Source organism: Parasphingopyxis marina, from assembly GCF_014237875.1.
In the GTDB taxonomy this organism is placed as follows: Bacteria; Pseudomonadota; Alphaproteobacteria; order Sphingomonadales; family Sphingomonadaceae; genus Parasphingopyxis; species Parasphingopyxis marina.
This window is the reverse complement of record NZ_JACJVJ010000003.1, coordinates 214737-231498: the sequence shown is the minus strand read 5'-3', so window position 1 is coordinate 231498 and position 16762 is coordinate 214737. Positions and strand designations below refer to the sequence as shown.

Here is a 16762-nt window from a genome sequence, read left to right as displayed (position 1 = left end):
TCAGGCGAGCCGGGCGGGTATCATGCCGCGCACGGCATTGCCGAGAAAGAATCCGTCTTCGAGATCGGCGCGGGTCAGGTCCCGCTCCACCGCCTTGCTCTCCGCGATCAGCGTCTGGCGAAGGATCCCGTCCAGCAACCCGCGCGATAGCGGCGGAGTCAGCAGCGCGCCGTCCCGCTCAACGAAGATGTTGGTAAAGCAGCCTTCGGAAAGATAGCCCTCGCCGTCCTCCAGCAGCACGTCCCAGGTGCCGCCCTCGGCCAGCGCATCCTCGTAAATGCTCCGCGCGCTCGTCTTGTAGCGCAGCCGGAAATCCGAGGCCGGCGCATCGCGCTTCACGATTGCGACCGGCACGGCTTCCTCGGACGCTTCGCCGAGCTTGCGAATCTCAATCGCTAACCGCCCGCGCCGCGAAACGAGCAACCGGATCTTCGCGGCGTCCGTCAGCCGGAAGGTCGCCGCCTGCAATTCGTTGCGGGCGGCATGGCGATCGAAGGCGAAGCCGAGATCGACGGCCGCCGCCTTGGCTCGTTCCAGATGGCGTTCGAGTTCCCAGACGCCGTCCACCGGATCGAAGCGCATCGTCTCGATGAGGTCGAACTCGGCCTGCCCCTCAGTCACAAATGCCCCCTTGGCCAAACATTCGCGCCATTCCTCGCCCGCGCGGCTGTCCGCCACGATCCCCGAGCCGAGACCCAGCGTCGCCATTGTCGCGCCATCTTCCAGCACCAGGGTGCGGATCGCAACATTGAAGGCGGCGTCTCCGTCAGGACCCAGCCAGCCGATCGACCCCGTATAAGGCCCCCGCGGATCGGTTTCCAAGGCATGGATGATCTCCATCGCGCGGATCTTGGGCGCGCCGGTAATCGAGCCGCAGGGATAGATGGCGCGCAGGATATCGGCGGCGCCCATCCCCTCGGCCAGCCGCGCCGTCACAGTCGAGGTCATCTGATGAACGGTCGGATAGCTCTCGACATGGAAGAGCGAGGGCACCTGCACGCTGCCGTCCGCCGCGACGCGCGACAGGTCGTTGCGCAGCAGATCGCAGATCATCAGGTTTTCCGCGCGCTGCTTGGGATCCGATTGCAACTCCTCGCTTGCCAAGCGATCGGCCTCGGGATCGGCATGGCGGACCGCCGTCCCCTTCATCGGCCGCGCGGTGATCGTGCCATGCTTGAGAGAGAAGAACAGCTCGGGCGAGAGCGAGAGCAGCCAGTGCGCGCCGGTCCACAGCGCGCCACCATAACCGGCCAGCGATCCCGCCCGCAGCCGCGCATAGATCGCCAGCGGATCGCCGGCGACCGGCACGTCGCACCCGAAAGTGAGGTTGGTCTGGTAGATATCGCCGGCGGTGATGAAATCCTGCGCCTTTGCGAAAGCGCTCTCATAGGCGCGCTGCGAGATACGCGGCACCGGCGCGGCCGCATAGCCGCCCGCGGGATCGGGCAGCAGGCCGAGGACTTCGTCCGCGGGGATGCGCTCCATCTCCTCGAACAGTCCGAACCAGAGCAGCGGCGGCGCGCCTTGCTCCAGCGGGCGGCGCAAGGGCGCCAACCGGTTTTCAAGCGCAAGCCCCGCTTCATAGGAGAGGAAGCCTGCCGCATGGCGTCCTTCGCCCCGTGCCTGTTCCACCCGGTCGAGCGCTGCGGCAACCTCGGCATGATCGCGCACCTCTATCGTTTCGACCGGGGCGCGGAACAGCCGCGCGGCCGCGCCGCCCGGGCGGGCGTCGTCGAGCAGCACGAAAGGCGTTTCGGCGGAAATCGATCGGGTCACCCGCGCTCCATGCCAAGACCTGACGGGTTTCGCCAGTTGCAAGCGCGCGCCCGAAACGCCATGTCTCCGGCATGACCGACACTGCCCCGCTCAAGGCCGCGATTATCCCGGTGACACCGCTCCAGCAGAATAGTTGCCTGATCTGGTGCACCAAGACGATGCGCGGCGCGTTCACCGATCCCGGCGGCGATCTCGACAAGCTCAAGGCCGCAGCCGAAAAGATGGGCGTGACGATCGAGAAGCTGCTCGTCACCCATGGCCATCTCGATCATTGCGGCCAGACCGGCATATTGGCGAAAGAACTCGGAGTACCCATCGAAGGGCCGCAGGAAGCCGATCGCTTCTGGATCTCACGGCTTGAGGATGACGGCCATAAATGGGGTTTTCGCGGCGAGGTGTTCGAACCCGACCGCTGGTTGGAGGATGGCGACGAGGTTACGGTCGGCGAGGTGACCCTCGACGTCTATCACTGTCCCGGTCACACGCCCGGCCATATCGTCTTTCATCACGCCCCGTCGAACTTCGCGATCGTCGGCGACGTGCTGTTCCAGGGCTCGATCGGCCGCACCGATTTCCCGATGGGCAATCACCAGGACCTCATCGATTCGATCACCGGAAAGCTCTGGCCGCTCGGCAACGAAACAGCCTTCGTCCCCGGTCATGGGCCGATGTCGACCTTCGGCCATGAGCGGCAGACGAACGGCTTCGTCGCCGACCGGATACTCGCCGGTTAGGCGCTGATGCCCGGTTCGGCCGGCCAGCCTTCGAAGACGGTTCCCGAATAGGCGATGACGAGCGCATAGATTGCGAGGCCGAGAAGCGTGAGCATGGTGACGATCGTGCCCGCCGCCCGCAACTTTTCCTTGCCATCCATTCCAAAGGCGTGCGCGATACGGCCCAATATGTAGATGATCGCCACCGCCCAGAGCCAGACATTAGTGCCCCATGCCAGTTCGACCAGCGCCAGCAGGATCAACACAAAGGGCGTATATTCGACGAAATTGGCGTGAGCGCGCATTCGCCGGGAGAGCAATTCGTTGCCCCCGTCGCCGACCGAAATTTTCTCAGAAACCCGGACCCTGCCGACCCGCATGGCAAGCCAGATATTGATGAGCGCAGCGGCAGCCGCGATGATCAGCGTGATTTCCAGTTTCATGGCGCTCCCCTTTATCGTTATGGCCTGCCCTCGCATGCGTTCATAAAGGTTGCAAGCAGGCGCGAAATCGCTATATCCCCGCCACTTCATTCGCGTATCGGCCGATGTTCGTACGGCAGCCTTGATGGCCGTCGGGGAAGCTTCTAATGCCGTTGCGAGAGAGATTTTTTGGCAATTGCTAGTAATTAAGGTGCCGACATGGCCGTTCCGAAGAGAAAAACATCGCCCTCCCGCCGTGGCAATCGCCGCGCACATGATGCGCTGAAGGTTGAAGCCTTCAGCGAATGCCCGAATTGCGGCGAACTCAAGCGCCCGCACCATATGTGTGCGGCGTGTGGCCATTATAACGGCCGCGAGATCATGCAGCCCAAGGTCTAACGGGTCCGCGGAGAAAACCCTATGACACAATCGCCGCGGATCGCCATCGATGCGATGGGCGGCGATGTAGGGCCGGAAGTGATGGTGGCGGGCGCAGCGCTTTCGCGCGCAGCCTTCCCCGAGATTCGTTTCACCTTTTTCGGCGACGAAGCCCGGATTCGTTCCGAGCTGTCCAAGCACAAGGCGCTGGCCCGGAACGTGGAGATCATCCACTCCGACGAGGTGATTTCGGGCGAAGCCAAGCCAAGCCAGGCGCTTCGCCGTTCCAAGGACAGTTCGATGGGACTGGCCATCGCCGCCGTGAAGGCCGGCGAGGCCGATGCCGCGCTGTCCGGCGGTAATACCGGCGCGCTGATGGCCATCGCCAAGGTCGCCTTGCGGACCATGGAAGGCATCGATCGCCCCGCCCTGTCCGCGCTGATGCCCACCCTCGGGGACAATGACGTTGTCATGCTCGATCTCGGCGCCAACACCGAATGCGACGCTGAAAATCTCGTCCAGTTCGCGGTGATGGGCGCCGCCTATGCGCGCGTCGTGCTCGACATCGAACGCCCGCGAACGGCGCTTCTCAATATCGGCAGCGAAGACGAAAAAGGCACCGGCATGCTGAAAGACGCCGCGGCAAGGCTGCGCGCCGCCGATACGCTGCCGCTCGATTTCACCGGCTTTATCGAGGCGGACCGCCTCTCGCGCGGGCATGTCGATGTCGTCGCGACCGACGGATTTTCCGGCAATATCGCGATCAAGGCCGTGGAAGGCACGGCTCGCTTCGTCGCCGACCTCATCCGCCAGGCCTTTACCAGTTCGCTGCGCTCCAAGGCCGGCTTCATGCTTTCGCGGCCGGCAGCCAAGCTGTTGAAAAACACGCTGGACCCCAATTTCCACAATGGCGGTGTGTTCCTGGGTCTCAACGGCCTCGTCGTGAAGAGCCATGGCGGCGCGGATGCCAATGGCGTTCGCAACGCGATCGGCGTCGCCGCCAAAATGGCGATAGCCGACATCACCCGGAAGATAGCGAGCGACCTCGAAAACTTCCCGAAACAGGCGATCGAGGACGCAGCCGAATGACCTTGCAATCGGTGATTTTAGGGACGGGCTCCGCCCTGCCCCGCAAGCGCGTCAGTAACGCGGAACTGGCCGAGACCGTCGACACCTCCGACGAATGGATCGTCGAGCGTACCGGCATCCATTTCCGCCATATCGCGGATGAAGACGAAACCACGGCTTCGCTCGGCACCGATGCGGCGCGCAGGGCACTGGAAGCCGCCGCGCTCGACGCCAGCGAGATCGACCTGATCGTTCTTGCAACCTCGACCCCCAACCAGACCTTTCCGGCGTCGGCGACGATCATCCAGACCGCGCTCGAGATCGACGATTGCATCGCTTTCGACGTTCAGGCCGTATGCTCGGGCTTTCTCTATGCGCTTGGCGTCGCCGACTCGATGATCCGAGGCGGCATGGCAAAAAAGGCGATCGTCATCGGCTCGGAAACCTTCAGCCGTATCCTCGACTGGGAAGACCGGGGCACCTGCGTGCTGTTCGGCGACGGTGCCGGCGCCATCGTGCTGGGCGCGGAAGCAGACGGGCGCGGCGTTCTCGCGACCAAGCTTCATGCCGATGGGCGGCACAATGGCCTGCTCTATGTCGATGGAGGCCCCTCGACGACGGGGACGGTCGGCAAGCTGCGCATGAAGGGCCGCGAGGTGTTCCGCCATGCGGTCGTCAATCTGGCGGACGTGCTCAACGAAACGCTGGACGCCGCCGGGCTGACCGCCGCGGATATCGACTGGATCGTGCCCCATCAGGCCAATCGCCGCATCCTCGATGCGACCGCGAAGAAACTGGGCCTCCCCCCCGAAAAGGTCGTCATCACCGTCGATCAGCACGCCAACACCTCGGCTGCCTCCGTCCCGCTGGCGCTCGACACCGCCATTCGCGACGGGCGGATCAAGCGTGGCGATCTGATCGTATTGGAGGCAATGGGCGGCGGTTTCACCTGGGGCGCGGCGGTGGTTCGATACTAAAAGGCAGGATTTGCCCATAGTGTGGTCCTGCGATAAGAAGTAATCGACTAATACGATTAGGGGGTTTTAAATGAGCGAAGCAGGCACCTTGACGCGAGCTGATCTCGCGGATTCCGTACATAGCTCGCTGGGCCTATCGCGCGCCGATTCCGCCCAGTTGGTCGAGTCCCTGCTCGGCCATATGTGCGACGCCCTGGCCGAGGGCGAGAATGTGAAGATTTCCGGTTTCGGCAGCTTCGTACTCCGCGACAAGGGCCAGCGCATCGGCCGCAATCCGAAGACCGGCATCGAAGTGCCCATCGCACCGCGCCGGGTGTTGACCTTCCGTGCCAGCCAGACCATGCGGGACGCGATCGCAGACGTCGGCTAAACGGAGATTCGATGGCGAAGGACGCCGAAGCCTTTCGAACCATTGGCGAACTTTCGGACGAACTGGGCGTCGCCCAGCATATCCTGCGCTATTGGGAAACCCGATTTCCGCAGCTCCAGCCGCTGAAGCGCGCAGGCAATCGCCGCTATTACCGGCCCGACGACGTCGCGCTGGTCAAGCGCATAGACCGGCTGCTCAACGAGGACGGCTTCACGATCAAGGGCGTCCAGAAAGTGCTCGCCGGCAAGGTCGAGGAACCGGAATCCTCCGCGGCGCGGGCCGATGCGATACCGGCCAATATCGCCCTCAAGCTCAAGGCCATTCGCAACGGCCTTGCCGACGCGCTCGGCGAATAAGCCTCTTCAGGCCGCCAGCGCCTCGGCGATCAGCTTGCGCACATTGTCTATCCCGTAAAGCGCGGTGAAGCTGCCCATGCGCGGCCCCTGGCTCGATCCCAGCAAGGTCTCGTAAAGCGCCTTGAACCAGTCGCGCAGCGGATCGAAATCGTGTTTCTTGCCGATTTCGAACACCGCATTCTGCAGCATCTCGGCATCGGCATCCGCCGGCATCGCGGCCAGCGCTTCGTCGAGATCGCGCAGCGCCGCCGCCTCGCGCGCGTCGGGCGCGCGGCGCTCCAGCGAATCGGCGACGAAATCGCGGAAATAGGCGAGCGCATGGCCGATCAGCGCGTCGAGCGCGGGATGCGTTTCGGGCGTCGCTTCCGGCGCATAGCGTTGCACGAAACCCCAGAGCAGATCCTTGTCGTCCGTATGCGCAACGCTGACGAGATTGAGCAGCAGCGCGAAGCTGATCGGCATGTTCGCCGCGGGCGGATTGCCGCGATGCACGTGATGCACGGGGTTGCCGAGCCTCTCCTTCCATTCCTGATCCGGATAGGCGGCGAGGAAGCGGTAATATTCGTCGACCGCCTTGGGAATGATCCCGAAGCTCAGCTGCTTGGCCTTTTTCGGCTCGCGATAAATATAGAAATGCAGCGATTCCTCGGGCGCATAGGTTAGCCATTCATCAATGGTGACGCCGTTGCCCCGGGTCTTCGATATCTTCTGCCCATTCTCGTCGAGGAACAGCTCGAAATTGAACCCCTCGGGGGGCTTCGTGCCGAGCACGCGGGTGATCTTGGAGCTTTGCGTGACCGAATCGATCAGGTCCTTGCCCGCCATTTCATAGTCGATGCCGAGCGCCACCCAGCGCAGCGCCCAGTCCACCTTCCACTGCAGCTTGGCGCCGCCCGAGAGAATGCAATGCTCGATCGGTTCGCCCTCTTCGACGAAGCGGACCATGCCGGCCTGCGCATCGAGTATCTCGACGGGCACCTGCAGCACCTTGCCGCTTTTCGGCGAGATCGGCAGCACGGGCGAATAGGTCGCGCGCCGTTCCTCGCCCAGGGTCGGCAGCATCACGTCCATGATCTTGTCGTAACGCTCGAGTACCAGCTTCAGGGTCTCGTCGAACCGGCCCGACTGGTAGCAGTCCGACGAAGCGAGAAATTCGTAATCGAAACCGTAGCGATCGAGGAAAGTTCGCAGGATCGCGTTGTTATGCGCGGCGAAACTTTCATGCTCGCTGTCGTCGAACGGATTGGGCACCTTGCACAGCGGCTCGTCCAGATGCTCCGCCAGCATGTCGCGATTGGGCAGGTTCTCGGCAACCTTGCGCATCCCGTCCATATCGTCGCTGAACGAAATCAGCTTGGTCGGCCAGCCGGTCATCTCCTCCAGCGCATGGCGGACCATCTCGGTCCGCGCGACTTCCTGGAAAGTGCCGAGATGCGGCAATCCGCTCGGCCCATAGCCGGTCTGGAAGATGATCGGCGCGGGTTTTCCATCCTTGGCCGGCTTGCCATCCGGATAGCGCTTCAACAGCTTGCGCGCTTCCTCATAGGGCCAGGCTTTCGATTCGAGGGCGGCTTCGCGCAGGGCGTTCATGTTGCTCTTTCGTTCCGGTTGGGCGATGGGTGGATTCGGTGTCAGATCAAGCCGCCCCTCTACCCTATCGCGCGCTCCATGCCACCCATGGCGGCATTTGGATAGCCACGCCCGACGGCGAGATCCGCGAAGTCGGGCGCGGCGAAGCCATCGCCGCGGCGGCCGACACACCGATGATCCTGCTGAATGCGCCGATGACCGGCCAGCGGCTCGGCTATGCCGAGCTTTCCGGATTGGACCTGCTGGAGCTGTTCGCCTTCGTCCATCCCGCGCGCTTCACAGTGCCGACGCCGGCGGGGATCGCGCGCACGCTGGGGCTGCCGGTGCCCCAGCAGGACGAAGACGCCGCGATGCTGCTGCTGGAGGCGGCGCGCCATCTGTTCGACACGCTGGAATGGGATGGCTGGGGCGAGCGCGAGGGCGCGTGGAGCGCCGCGCAAAGCCTGTTCCGCCTGCGCTGGCCTTGGGCCGGGCCCGTGACCGAACGGATCGCCAGGCCCGCCAAGGCCGAACGCTGGCTGTTTTCGCGCCTGCCCGAATGGGAGGACCAGGCTCCCCGCCCCGCGCCGCTCACCGTGACGGTCGACGAGCAGGCCGCGCTCGACCGACTCGATGCGCTGATCGGCGAAGATGCCGAACGCCGCGAGGGTCAGCGCGACTATGCGCGCGCCGCCTCCCACATCTTCGAGCCGCGCCGCACCGCCGGCAAGCCGCATATGCTGCTCGCCGAGGCCGGAACCGGGATCGGCAAGACATTGGGCTATCTCGCGCCCGCCTCGCTCTGGGCGGCCGAGGCCGACGGCGCCGTCTGGGTGTCGACCTTCACCAAGGCCTTGCAGCGGCAACTGGACCGCGAGACCGAGCGGATTTACCCCGATCCGAAAATCCGGCGCGAAAAGGTCGTCGTGCGCAAGGGCCGGGAAAATTATCTCTGCCTGCTCAACCTCGAAGACGCGCTGCAGGGCGGCTTCGCCGGGCGGGCGGCGGTGCTTGCGCAGCTCGTCGCGCGCTGGGCGGCCTACAGCAAGGATGGCGACATGGTCGGCGGCGACCTGCCCGGCTGGCTGACCACCCTGTTTCGCCGGGCGGGCGCGACCGCGCTGACCGACCGGCGCGGCGAGTGCGTCTATGCGGGCTGCCCGCATTACCGCAAATGCTTCATCGAACGCTCGGCGCGGGCCGCGGAAAATGCCGAGATCGTCATCGGCAATCATGCGCTCGTCATGATCCTTGCCGAGCGGCGGCGCGCCGAGAATAACGACAATGGCGGCGCGCTCTCCCGCATCATATTCGACGAGGGCCACCACCTGTTCGATTCCGCCGACTCTACCTTCTCGGCAGCTCTGACCGGACAGGAGACGATCGAGCTGCGCCGCTGGATCGTCGGCCCCGAGGGCCGCCATCGCGGACGGCGGCGCGGGCTTTCCGCGCGGCTTATGGATGTCGCCTCCTATGACGAGGCGGGCGGCCAGGCGATCGAGACGGCGAACGCGGCGGCCTCCGAACTGCCGAGCGACAATTGGCTAGGACGGATCGGTGAGGGCGTGCCGCTCGGGCCGATAGAAAAGCTGCTCGCCGCCGTGCGCGGCACGGTCTATGCCCGCGCCGACGCGCAGGATGCGGGCTATGGCCTCGAAACCGAAGCGGCCGAGCTCGATGGCCATCTTGTCGCTGCCGCGGCGACCGCAATCGCCGCGCTCGAAGCGCTGCACCGGCCGCTCGCGACTTTACGGGGACGCCTCGAAGCGGTGTTCGAAGATGCGCCCGACTGGCTGGACAGCCAGGCACGGGCGCGGATCGAAGGCGCGATGATGGGGCTGACCCTGCGCAACCAGATGATCGCCGCCTGGATCGCCTTGCTCTCGCGTCTCGGCGGGCCTGCCGACCCCGATTTCGTGGACTGGCTCGCCGTCGACCGGATTGAGGGGCGCGAATATGATATCGGCCTCCACCGCCACTGGCTCGATCCGACGAAACCGCTGGCGGAAACCGTGATCAAGCCCGCGCACGGGTTGATCGTCACCTCGGCGACCCTGAAGGGCGGCGAGGACTGGGACGCGGCGGACGCGCGCGCCGGGGCGCCGCATCTCGATTTCGCGCCCGACCGGTTCGAAGCGCCGTCACCCTTCGACTATGAAGCGAACAGCGAAGTGCTGATCGTCACGGACATCAAGAAGGGGGATATGCCCGCGCTCGCCGGTGCCTATGCGAAGCTGATAGAAGCGGCGGGCGGCGGGACTCTGGGCCTGTTCACGGCGATCGCGCGACTGAAAGCCGTCCATGCCCGGATCGCCGACCGGCTCGCGCGCGAAGGGCTGCCGCTCTATTCCCAGCATGTCGATCCGATCGATACCGGCACGCTTGTCGACATCTTCCGCGACGATCCGCGCGCTTCGCTACTCGGTACCGATGCGCTGCGCGACGGCGTCGATGTTCCGGGCGAATCGCTGCGCCTGGTCGTCCTCGAAACCGTGCCCTGGCCGCGGCCGACCGTCCTCCACGCCGCCCGCAAGCTCGCCAATGGCGGCAACGCCTATGTCGACCGCCTTGTCCGCGCCCGGCTGGCCCAGGCCTTTGGCCGGCTGATCCGGCGCAAGGACGATGTCGGCATGTTCGTGCTGCTGACCGCGGCCACGCCCTCTCGCCTGCTCACCGCCTTTCCCGAAGGCACGCCGGTAGCGCGGGTGCCGCTCGACGAGGCGGTGGCGCGTGTTGCGCACCGTCTTTCCTCGGTAACGGAAATCGGGCAACAGGCGGCGGGGGACATTTCCTTGGAGAGCGAATGAAGCGCCTGATCCTCTTGCGCCATGCCAAGTCGAGCTGGGACGATCCGGTCGAGCGCGATTTCGATCGCCCGCTCAACGCCAAGGGCAAGCGCGCGGCCGAAACCATGGGGCGGCACATGCGCGAGGAAGGCGTCACCTTCGACGCGGCCATCGCCTCGCCTGCCATCCGCGTCGTCGAAACGCTGCAATATGTCGGCAAGGGCTATGGCAAACCGATCGATCCGTTATGGGACCGGCGCGCCTATCTCGCCTCCAACGTGACCTTGCTCGATATCGTCCACGAGGCATCGGACGACGGCGATGCGCTGCTGCTCTCGGGCCATAATTCGGGGCTCGAGGATCTGGTGCTGCTGCTGGTGCCCGACACCAAGGGAGATACGCTGCGCGAGGCGGTCGAGGAAAAATTCCCGACCTGCAGCCTCGCCGAGATGGAATTCGATGCCGATAGCTGGGCCGATATCCGCCCCGCCGCCGGAACGCTGCTCCGTTTCGTCCGTCCGCGCGATCTCGCCGAAGATCTGGGGCCGGATCTTCCCTGACCCCCGATCTTCGGCGAAAGTCCGATAGAAGCGGCCCTTGCTACTCTCCGGCGTGCACCGCCATCAGGTCGACACCCATGGGCCGCACGCCGCCCTCGGCCTCGATCCAGTCGTAGATCTTCTCCTGAAGCACGGCCATCGGCAGGGCGCCGGTGTTGAGCACCTGGTTATGGAACTCGCGGATGTCGAAATTCTCGCCCAGCGCTTCCTCGGCCTGCTGGCGCAGCGCCTGGATGGTCAGCGCGCCGACCTTGTAGGCGACGGCCTGGCTGGGAATGGCGATGTAGCGCTCGACTTCGGAAACGACCTCGGTCCGCGTCATGCCCGAATTTTCGAGCATGTAATCGATCGCCTGTTCGCGGGTCCAGCCGAGCGCATGGATGCCGGTATCGACGACCAGCCGCATCGCGCGCAGCATCTCGTCGTTGAGCGTGCCGAAGCGCTGATAGGGATCCTCGTAGAAGCCCATCTCATAGCCGAGCGTCTCGGCGTAGAGCCCCCAGCCTTCGACAAAGGCGGTATTGCCGCCGAAGCGCATGAAGGCCGGCAGCTCCTCATTTTCGCGGGCAAGGCTGATCTGGAAGTGATGGCCCGGCGCGCCTTCGTGGAGATAGAGCGTCGTCATGCCCGGCGTCAGCCGTTCGGGCAGATTATAGGCGTTGAAATAGAAGACGCCGGGGCGTGACCCGTCCGGGGTACCGGACTGGTAGGAACCGCCCGCCTCATGCTGTTCGCGGAACGGCTCATAGGGCCGGATTTCGAGCGGGCTTTGCGGGAGCACCGAGAAATAGTCGGCAATATGGCCGTCCACCTCCCGGCCTATGGCATAATAGCCTTCGGTCAGAGCCTCGCGGCTTTCGGGCTTGAATTGCGGATCGGTGCGGATGAATTCGAAAAATTCGGACAAGGTGCCATCGAAGCCGACCTCGTCGCGCACGCCCTCCATCCCGCGCGTGATGCGCGCGACTTCGGCCAGGCCGAGATCGTGGATATATTGCGGGGTTACGTCCAGCGTCGTCGTGTCGCGCACCATCTGCGCGTACAGCATGTCGCCGCCCTGCATATGGGTCAGGCCGACTCCCTCGCGCGCCACGGGCAGATATTCGTCGCGCATGAAATCCCGGAACCGCGTATAGGCGGCGTAGATTTCCTCGGTCGCCACGCGATAGGCCTCGGTCAGCCGCGCCTTGTCCGCGTCCGAAAAATCCTCCGGAAAGGCGTTGACCGGCGCAAAATAGGGCGATTCCTCGATATCCATGGCAAGCTGCGTGTCGAGCTGGTCGATGACGTTGGAGACCGTCAGCCGGGTTTCGACGACGCCCGAGGCCATGCCTTCGCGGAACCTGTCGATCGCGAGATCGAGATTGATCAGGAATTCGCGGTGGCGGGCAAGGTTGTTCTCATAATCCTCGACCGTGTCGAACGGCGCCGCGCCCTGCCCCGAAGCGAAGGTCGGGTAAAAGGTGTGGAAGCCCGAGAAATGGTTGACCGGACGCACGACGGTAAGCGCCATCATCTCCGGCGTCAGATCGCGCAGCGCCTCTTCCTGATCGAGTTCGAAAATGCGGTAGGCGATCCGGTTGACCGGGGAGAGCGCCTCGCGGTCTATCGCGTGGAGCCCGTCGAGCTGGGACTGGGCGGCCGCGCGCTCGCCGTCATAATATTCGTCGGACAGATAGATGCCGAGATGATCGGCATAGCGCATATCGCCGCGAAAGATCGCGCCGATCGGATTGCGGCGCAGATCATCCTCGTCGCTTTCGGCGAAAAGCGCGCGCAGTTGCTCGTCGGCGGTTGCCGCCGCTTCGGCCGCGACCTCGCCGCCTTCGTGGTGATCGGCGAAAGCCGGTACGGAAAAGACGGACAGCGCGGCCGCCGAGGCAAGGAAAAGAAGTTTGCGACTCATGGATCGGATCTCCGGAAGAACGAGTGTATTAGTCGTATAAATCAGTGATTGCGGCATGGCAACGGTGGCACCGTCATCCGTCAACCGGTCTTTGACCGGCGCACGACATCCTTCGCCAAATGGCAAAACCAGCGGGAATGCAGCCCGCAGGCGGCGCTCAATAGGCGCTCGTGCCCCCGCTAACCCAGGGCAATTCTCGGAACCATTTGGTGATGATATATTTGGCGCCCTGGCGCACCTTCATGCCCTGATGAAGCGCCCATTCATTGGGTTCGCCCTCTGCGGTCAGGTTGTTCCAGCAGAGCAGCTTTCCCTTTTCCGGATGGAACATCTTGCCGAGCCGCTTGAAGCGCGTCGCGCCGCCGGTCTGGGTATCGTTGAGGAATACCATCGCCGTCCAGATGCGCTGGCCGCCATGGTTGCGCTCTTCCTTCCAATAGTCCTGGGTTTCGTAGAACCAGTCGTTATGCGGCTTGAATTGCTGGCCGACCTCGTAGCGCTGGCCCTGGATCGTTTCGCCATTATCCTTGGCGATCCCCATGAAACGGACGATCTTTTCCTCGATGCGATCGATCTCCGGTGCCTGGCGGTCGAAATCGGTCGAGGAGCTGGTGCGAAACTCGGTATCGTCGGTGGTCGACAGCAAAGTCGAGGGGCGCGCATCGCGGTCGATCTTCTCCACCAGCAGCCGGCACTCCTCGTCATCGAGAAAATCGGGGCAGGTGAAGATGTCGATCTGCTTGACCGGCACCTTCCGGACGTCCGGCTGGCTGGCGATATGCGCGATGATCGCCTCGTTGCGTTCCGCAAGCACGGCTTTGTCGGTGATGCTCATGGCCGATCCGGTATCAAATGGGACGATTCGTGCAAAGGGCGAAAGGAAACGGCCCGGAACGTCGATGCGCTCCGGGCCGTCTTGGACGTCAGCCGTGCAGCCGATCTACCAGAAGAAATCGTAGATCACGTCGACGACATAGCCGTTGCGGACATCGATCAGCAGCACATCGTCGTAATAGCGGATCCAGCGATAGGGTCCGTGAGCTGCCGGAAGCCGATAGGCCCAGGGATCGTTGATCCAGTAGCGCGAGCCGTAAAAGGCCGAGCCGAGATACAGGCCGACGTTGAACCGGCGATACCGATAGCCGTTATAGGGCGCATAATAGCGTCCGAGCCGGTAGGCATTGCGGTTGTGCTGCCGATAGTCCCGCCAGTTGTAGCGGCGATCGTTGCGCCATCCGCGGTTCCACTGCCGGTTGTCGCGCCGGGCGTCGCGGCGATTGTCGCGGCGGTCCCAACGACGATCCTGCCGGTTGTCCTGCCGGGCATCGCGGCGGTTGTCGCGCCGGTCCCAACGGCGGTCCTGCCGGTTATCCTGCCGGGCATCGCGGCGATTGTCGCGGCGGTCCCAACGACGATCCTGCCGGTTGTCCTGCCGGGCATCGCGGCGGTTGTCGCGGCGATCCCAACGACGGTCCTGCCGGTTATCCTGGCGCGCATCGCGACGATTTACGTTACGCTGGGCCTGACGCTGGTTCTGGCGATTGTCGAAGCGGCTCTGCTGACGGTTCTGGGTACGGTCGGCGCGGCGCTGCTGTTGCTGCCCCACATTCTGCCGGCGTTGCTGTTGAACCTGGCGATTGTCGCCCCGGCGTTCCTGGCGCTGGGCGCGATTGCCGTTGCTCCGCTGGACAGCCTGCTGGTTGCGACCGCGTTGCTGGGCCTGCCCGTTGCGATTTCCGCGGCGTTCACCGCGATCCGCGCGGCGGTCGTTCCGCTGCAGCATGGCGACTTCGGTCCTGGCGTTGGTCTCAACGCCCAGCCCGCGAACATTTTGCGCCTGTGCCGGCGCCATCAGCGCTGGAATGCCCGCGCTCGCCGCCAGCAACAGTGCGATCGTCCTGATACGCATATGTTACTACTCCTCATCTTGCGGCGGCACGGTTCGGCCACCTGTGTAGCCGGACTAGCAGCGCTGCCATGAGACGAGCCTGAACCCGCGAGTCAGGAAACAGCAAGATTTCCTTAATGACGCCTGGGAGAGCGCTATTCGTTGACGATACGGCCGGGATCGGCCTCTGCGCCCTCTTCCGGCGGGGTCAGCGCTTCCACGCTGCGCGCGGCATCGCCGGGATCGATTCCCGGCGGCGGCGCCGAGGCCAGCCGCTCCTCGCCGCGCGCGACGCGGGCCGCCAGCCGGATCGCCTCGCGCATCCTGGGATAGGTTCCGCAGCGGCAGATATTGGTGATCGCTACGTCGATTTCCTCGTCGGTCGGATTGGCATTGCTATCGAGCAGCGCGGCGACGGCCATGATCACGCCCGACTGGCAATAGCCGCATTGCGGCACCATGTTTTCGATCCATGCCTGCTGGACGGCATGGTCGCGCGATCGCGAAAGCTCCTCGATCGTCGTGACGACCGCGCCCTCGGCATCGGCGATCGTAATCTGGCAGGAACGCACCGCGCGGCCATCGAGATGCACGGTGCACGCGCCACACATACCGATCCCGCAGCCATATTTGGTGCCCGTAAGGTTCGATGCGTCGCGCAACGCCCAGAGCAGCGGCGTGCGCGGATCCATCCGGTAGTGGACGGGCTGGCCGTTGACGGTCATCCGGGTCATGGCGTTTCGTCTAGCGCCTCTCGGCGCAGCCCCACAAGCGGTTTGCACACACCCGGCGTCATGACCGCGGGTTCAGAATGGCAAGGTGAACGTCACCATCGCCCGTTCGCTGGTGAAGCCGCCCACGCCCACCGATTCGACATGGAGATTGGCGTTGATGTCATCCGTGATCGGAATGACGAGCCCGGTTTCGGGCGGCGCATCACGCTCTTCCCGAAGTTCCCTTGGAATACGGAACTGATCCGCCGAATCGCCCTGCGCGCAGACCACGATCTCGCCGTCGCCGCTCTCGCATCCCGTGTTGCCGCGCGCGGCGACCGGCCCGGCGGACTGGAGCATCAGGGCAAGGGAGACGATCATCATGCCCCCCCTTTCCCTATTCTCGCCAGCTCGAATCGATCTTGTCGGCCCTGCGAACCATCGCGTCGAAATCGGCTCGACCGGGTTCGGCCGACGCCTGGGTCTGGAAGATGTCGCGCTGATGGACGGCGATCACCTCGTCGGGAACGAGGATCGGCTTGCCCATCGACATCGTCGCGAGCTGGATCTCGCAGGCGCGCTGCAGCGCCCAATATTGGACGAAGGCGATCGGGAGGGTCGGCCCCATCACAACCGGGCCGTGGTTGCGGAGCATCAGGATGCGGTGGCTGCCGAGATTTTCGAGCAGCCGCTGCCCCTCCTCCTCGCGCACCGTCACCCCTTCGAAGGTGTGATAGCCGATCCGGCCGATAAAGTTGCAGGCGTAGAAATTGGTCGGCTGCAGCCCGCCCTCAACCGAGCAGACCGCCATCGTCTCGGTGGTATGGGTGTGGATGATGCAATGCGCGTCATGAAGGTGGCGGTGGAACATCGAATGCTGGACGAAACCCGCCTTGTTGACCGGATAGGGACTGTCGCTGAGCTTGTTGCCGTCGATATCGATCTTGATCAGGCTCGACGCCGTCACTTCGGAGAAGTGCAGGCTGAACGGATTGATCAGGAAGGCTCCCTCCTCGCCCGGCACCTTCAGGGTGATGTGGTTATAGATCGATTCGTCCCAGCCCATCATCGCAAAGACGCGGTAGCAGGCGGCGAGATCCTGCCGCGCCTTCCATTCTTCGTCGGTCATCCGGTCGTTCGAGGGGTCGATCTTGGTGGCCATCGGAATTCTCCATCATTTCGGCCATCTTTTCTGCCTTGATAGCGGGCAGCCGATGGTCTGTTTTGCCGGAAGTGTCGCCCAAAGCACGCCGGATGTCGAGAGCGGTGATATGTGCTTT

At 64.1% G+C, this 16762-nt stretch carries 17 protein-coding genes; 8 read left to right on the top strand and 9 right to left on the bottom strand.

Going from position 1 to position 16762, the window contains the following annotated elements; all coding sequences use genetic code 11:
• A complete protein-coding gene (gene pabB, locus H6P80_RS15690; RefSeq protein ID WP_328805058.1) occupies nucleotides 1–1776 on the bottom strand; it encodes an aminodeoxychorismate synthase component I in 1776 nt (591 codons plus the stop codon).
• A gap of 71 nt (nucleotides 1777–1847) precedes the next feature.
• Here pabB and H6P80_RS15685 point away from each other — a divergent pair, with 71 nt between their 5' ends.
• The gene (locus tag H6P80_RS15685; RefSeq protein WP_185802358.1) at nucleotides 1848–2510 is read left to right on the top strand and encodes an MBL fold metallo-hydrolase; all 663 of its coding nucleotides are present in this window, start codon (nucleotides 1848–1850) and stop codon (nucleotides 2508–2510) included.
• Here the strand turns inward: H6P80_RS15685 and H6P80_RS15680 are convergent.
• A complete protein-coding gene (locus H6P80_RS15680) occupies nucleotides 2507–2932 on the bottom strand; it encodes an MAPEG family protein (protein WP_185802357.1) in 426 nt (141 codons plus the stop codon). The genes H6P80_RS15685 and H6P80_RS15680 overlap by 4 nt on opposite strands.
• Nucleotides 2933–3130: 198 nt before the next feature.
• Between H6P80_RS15680 and rpmF the strand changes: the two genes are divergently transcribed.
• The 5 genes from rpmF to H6P80_RS15655 all read left to right on the top strand — a co-directional run bounded on the left by rpmF (nucleotide 3131) and on the right by H6P80_RS15655 (nucleotide 6060).
• On the top strand, nucleotides 3131–3310 hold the full coding sequence (rpmF, locus tag H6P80_RS15675; RefSeq protein WP_185802356.1) for a 50S ribosomal protein L32: 180 nt from the start codon (nucleotides 3131–3133) through the stop codon (nucleotides 3308–3310).
• A gap of 21 nt (nucleotides 3311–3331) precedes the next feature.
• The gene (gene plsX, locus H6P80_RS15670; protein ID WP_185802355.1) at nucleotides 3332–4378 is read left to right on the top strand and encodes a phosphate acyltransferase PlsX; all 1047 of its coding nucleotides are present in this window, start codon (nucleotides 3332–3334) and stop codon (nucleotides 4376–4378) included.
• Complete coding sequence (locus H6P80_RS15665) at nucleotides 4375–5334, top strand: beta-ketoacyl-ACP synthase III (RefSeq protein WP_185802354.1); 960 nt, start codon at nucleotides 4375–4377, stop codon at nucleotides 5332–5334. Before plsX ends, H6P80_RS15665 begins: the two co-directional genes overlap by 4 nt.
• 70 nt (nucleotides 5335–5404) lie before the next feature.
• A complete protein-coding gene (locus tag H6P80_RS15660; RefSeq protein ID WP_185802353.1) occupies nucleotides 5405–5704 on the top strand; it encodes an integration host factor subunit alpha in 300 nt (99 codons plus the stop codon).
• An 11-nt stretch (nucleotides 5705–5715) separates the two neighbouring features.
• Nucleotides 5716–6060 (top strand): MerR family transcriptional regulator, encoded by a 345-nt coding sequence (locus H6P80_RS15655; protein ID WP_185802352.1) that lies wholly within the window; start codon nucleotides 5716–5718, stop codon nucleotides 6058–6060.
• A 6-nt stretch (nucleotides 6061–6066) separates the two neighbouring features.
• Here H6P80_RS15655 and H6P80_RS15650 read toward each other — a convergent pair whose 3' ends face one another.
• Complete coding sequence (locus H6P80_RS15650; RefSeq protein ID WP_185802351.1) at nucleotides 6067–7650, bottom strand: lysine--tRNA ligase; 1584 nt, start codon at nucleotides 7648–7650, stop codon at nucleotides 6067–6069.
• Between the two features lie 38 nt (nucleotides 7651–7688).
• Between H6P80_RS15650 and H6P80_RS15645 the strand changes: the two genes are divergently transcribed.
• Complete coding sequence (locus H6P80_RS15645; protein WP_185802350.1) at nucleotides 7689–10436, top strand: ATP-dependent DNA helicase; 2748 nt, start codon at nucleotides 7689–7691, stop codon at nucleotides 10434–10436.
• A complete protein-coding gene (locus H6P80_RS15640; protein ID WP_185802349.1) occupies nucleotides 10433–10975 on the top strand; it encodes a SixA phosphatase family protein in 543 nt (180 codons plus the stop codon). Before H6P80_RS15645 ends, H6P80_RS15640 begins: the two co-directional genes overlap by 4 nt.
• A 40-nt stretch (nucleotides 10976–11015) precedes the next feature.
• On the opposite strand, the gene H6P80_RS15635 is transcribed toward H6P80_RS15640, so the two are convergent.
• The 6 genes from H6P80_RS15635 to H6P80_RS15610 all read right to left on the bottom strand — a co-directional run bounded on the left by H6P80_RS15635 (nucleotide 11016) and on the right by H6P80_RS15610 (nucleotide 16644).
• Nucleotides 11016–12881: a DUF885 domain-containing protein gene (locus tag H6P80_RS15635; protein WP_185802348.1), complete on the bottom strand. Its 1866-nt coding sequence runs from the start codon at nucleotides 12879–12881 to the stop codon at nucleotides 11016–11018.
• Between the two features lie 157 nt (nucleotides 12882–13038).
• Nucleotides 13039–13716: a 2OG-Fe(II) oxygenase gene (locus H6P80_RS15630; RefSeq protein WP_185802347.1), complete on the bottom strand. Its 678-nt coding sequence runs from the start codon at nucleotides 13714–13716 to the stop codon at nucleotides 13039–13041.
• Nucleotides 13717–13821: 105 nt separating this feature from the next.
• Nucleotides 13822–14790: an RcnB family protein gene (locus H6P80_RS15625; protein WP_185802346.1), complete on the bottom strand. Its 969-nt coding sequence runs from the start codon at nucleotides 14788–14790 to the stop codon at nucleotides 13822–13824.
• Nucleotides 14791–14924: 134 nt separating this feature from the next.
• Nucleotides 14925–15503 carry a (2Fe-2S)-binding protein gene (locus H6P80_RS15620; protein WP_185802345.1) on the bottom strand — a complete coding sequence of 193 codons (579 nt, stop codon included), beginning with the start codon at nucleotides 15501–15503 and terminating at the stop codon, nucleotides 14925–14927.
• A 72-nt stretch (nucleotides 15504–15575) separates the two neighbouring features.
• The gene (locus tag H6P80_RS15615) at nucleotides 15576–15866 is read right to left on the bottom strand and encodes a hypothetical protein (RefSeq protein WP_185802344.1); all 291 of its coding nucleotides are present in this window, start codon (nucleotides 15864–15866) and stop codon (nucleotides 15576–15578) included.
• Nucleotides 15867–15879: 13 nt separating this feature from the next.
• A complete protein-coding gene (locus tag H6P80_RS15610; RefSeq protein ID WP_185802343.1) occupies nucleotides 15880–16644 on the bottom strand; it encodes a class II aldolase/adducin family protein in 765 nt (254 codons plus the stop codon).
• Between the last annotated feature and the right edge of the window lie 118 nt (nucleotides 16645–16762).

Bases quoted from the DNA above. Each gene is read 5' to 3' on its own strand.
- plsX (WP_185802355.1), top strand. From the start codon at position 3,332: ATGACACAATCGCCGCGGATCGCCATCGATGCGATGGGCGGCGATGTA.
- H6P80_RS15680 (WP_185802357.1), bottom strand. From the start codon at position 2,932: ATGAAACTGGAAATCACGCTGATCATCGCGGCTGCCGCTGCGCTCATC.
- H6P80_RS15615 (WP_185802344.1), bottom strand. From the start codon at position 15,866: ATGATGATCGTCTCCCTTGCCCTGATGCTCCAGTCCGCCGGGCCGGTC.
- H6P80_RS15650 (WP_185802351.1), bottom strand. From the start codon at position 7,650: ATGAACGCCCTGCGCGAAGCCGCCCTCGAATCGAAAGCCTGGCCCTAT.
- H6P80_RS15655 (WP_185802352.1), top strand. From the start codon at position 5,716: ATGGCGAAGGACGCCGAAGCCTTTCGAACCATTGGCGAACTTTCGGAC.
- H6P80_RS15640 (WP_185802349.1), top strand. From the start codon at position 10,433: ATGAAGCGCCTGATCCTCTTGCGCCATGCCAAGTCGAGCTGGGACGAT.
- H6P80_RS15630 (WP_185802347.1), bottom strand. From the start codon at position 13,716: ATGAGCATCACCGACAAAGCCGTGCTTGCGGAACGCAACGAGGCGATC.
- H6P80_RS15625 (WP_185802346.1), bottom strand. From the start codon at position 14,790: ATGCGTATCAGGACGATCGCACTGTTGCTGGCGGCGAGCGCGGGCATT.
- H6P80_RS15660 (WP_185802353.1), top strand. From the start codon at position 5,405: ATGAGCGAAGCAGGCACCTTGACGCGAGCTGATCTCGCGGATTCCGTA.
- rpmF (WP_185802356.1), top strand. From the start codon at position 3,131: ATGGCCGTTCCGAAGAGAAAAACATCGCCCTCCCGCCGTGGCAATCGC.
- H6P80_RS15635 (WP_185802348.1), bottom strand. From the start codon at position 12,881: ATGAGTCGCAAACTTCTTTTCCTTGCCTCGGCGGCCGCGCTGTCCGTC.
- H6P80_RS15610 (WP_185802343.1), bottom strand. From the start codon at position 16,644: ATGGCCACCAAGATCGACCCCTCGAACGACCGGATGACCGACGAAGAA.
- H6P80_RS15620 (WP_185802345.1), bottom strand. From the start codon at position 15,503: ATGACCCGGATGACCGTCAACGGCCAGCCCGTCCACTACCGGATGGAT.
- H6P80_RS15685 (WP_185802358.1), top strand. From the start codon at position 1,848: ATGACCGACACTGCCCCGCTCAAGGCCGCGATTATCCCGGTGACACCG.
- H6P80_RS15665 (WP_185802354.1), top strand. From the start codon at position 4,375: ATGACCTTGCAATCGGTGATTTTAGGGACGGGCTCCGCCCTGCCCCGC.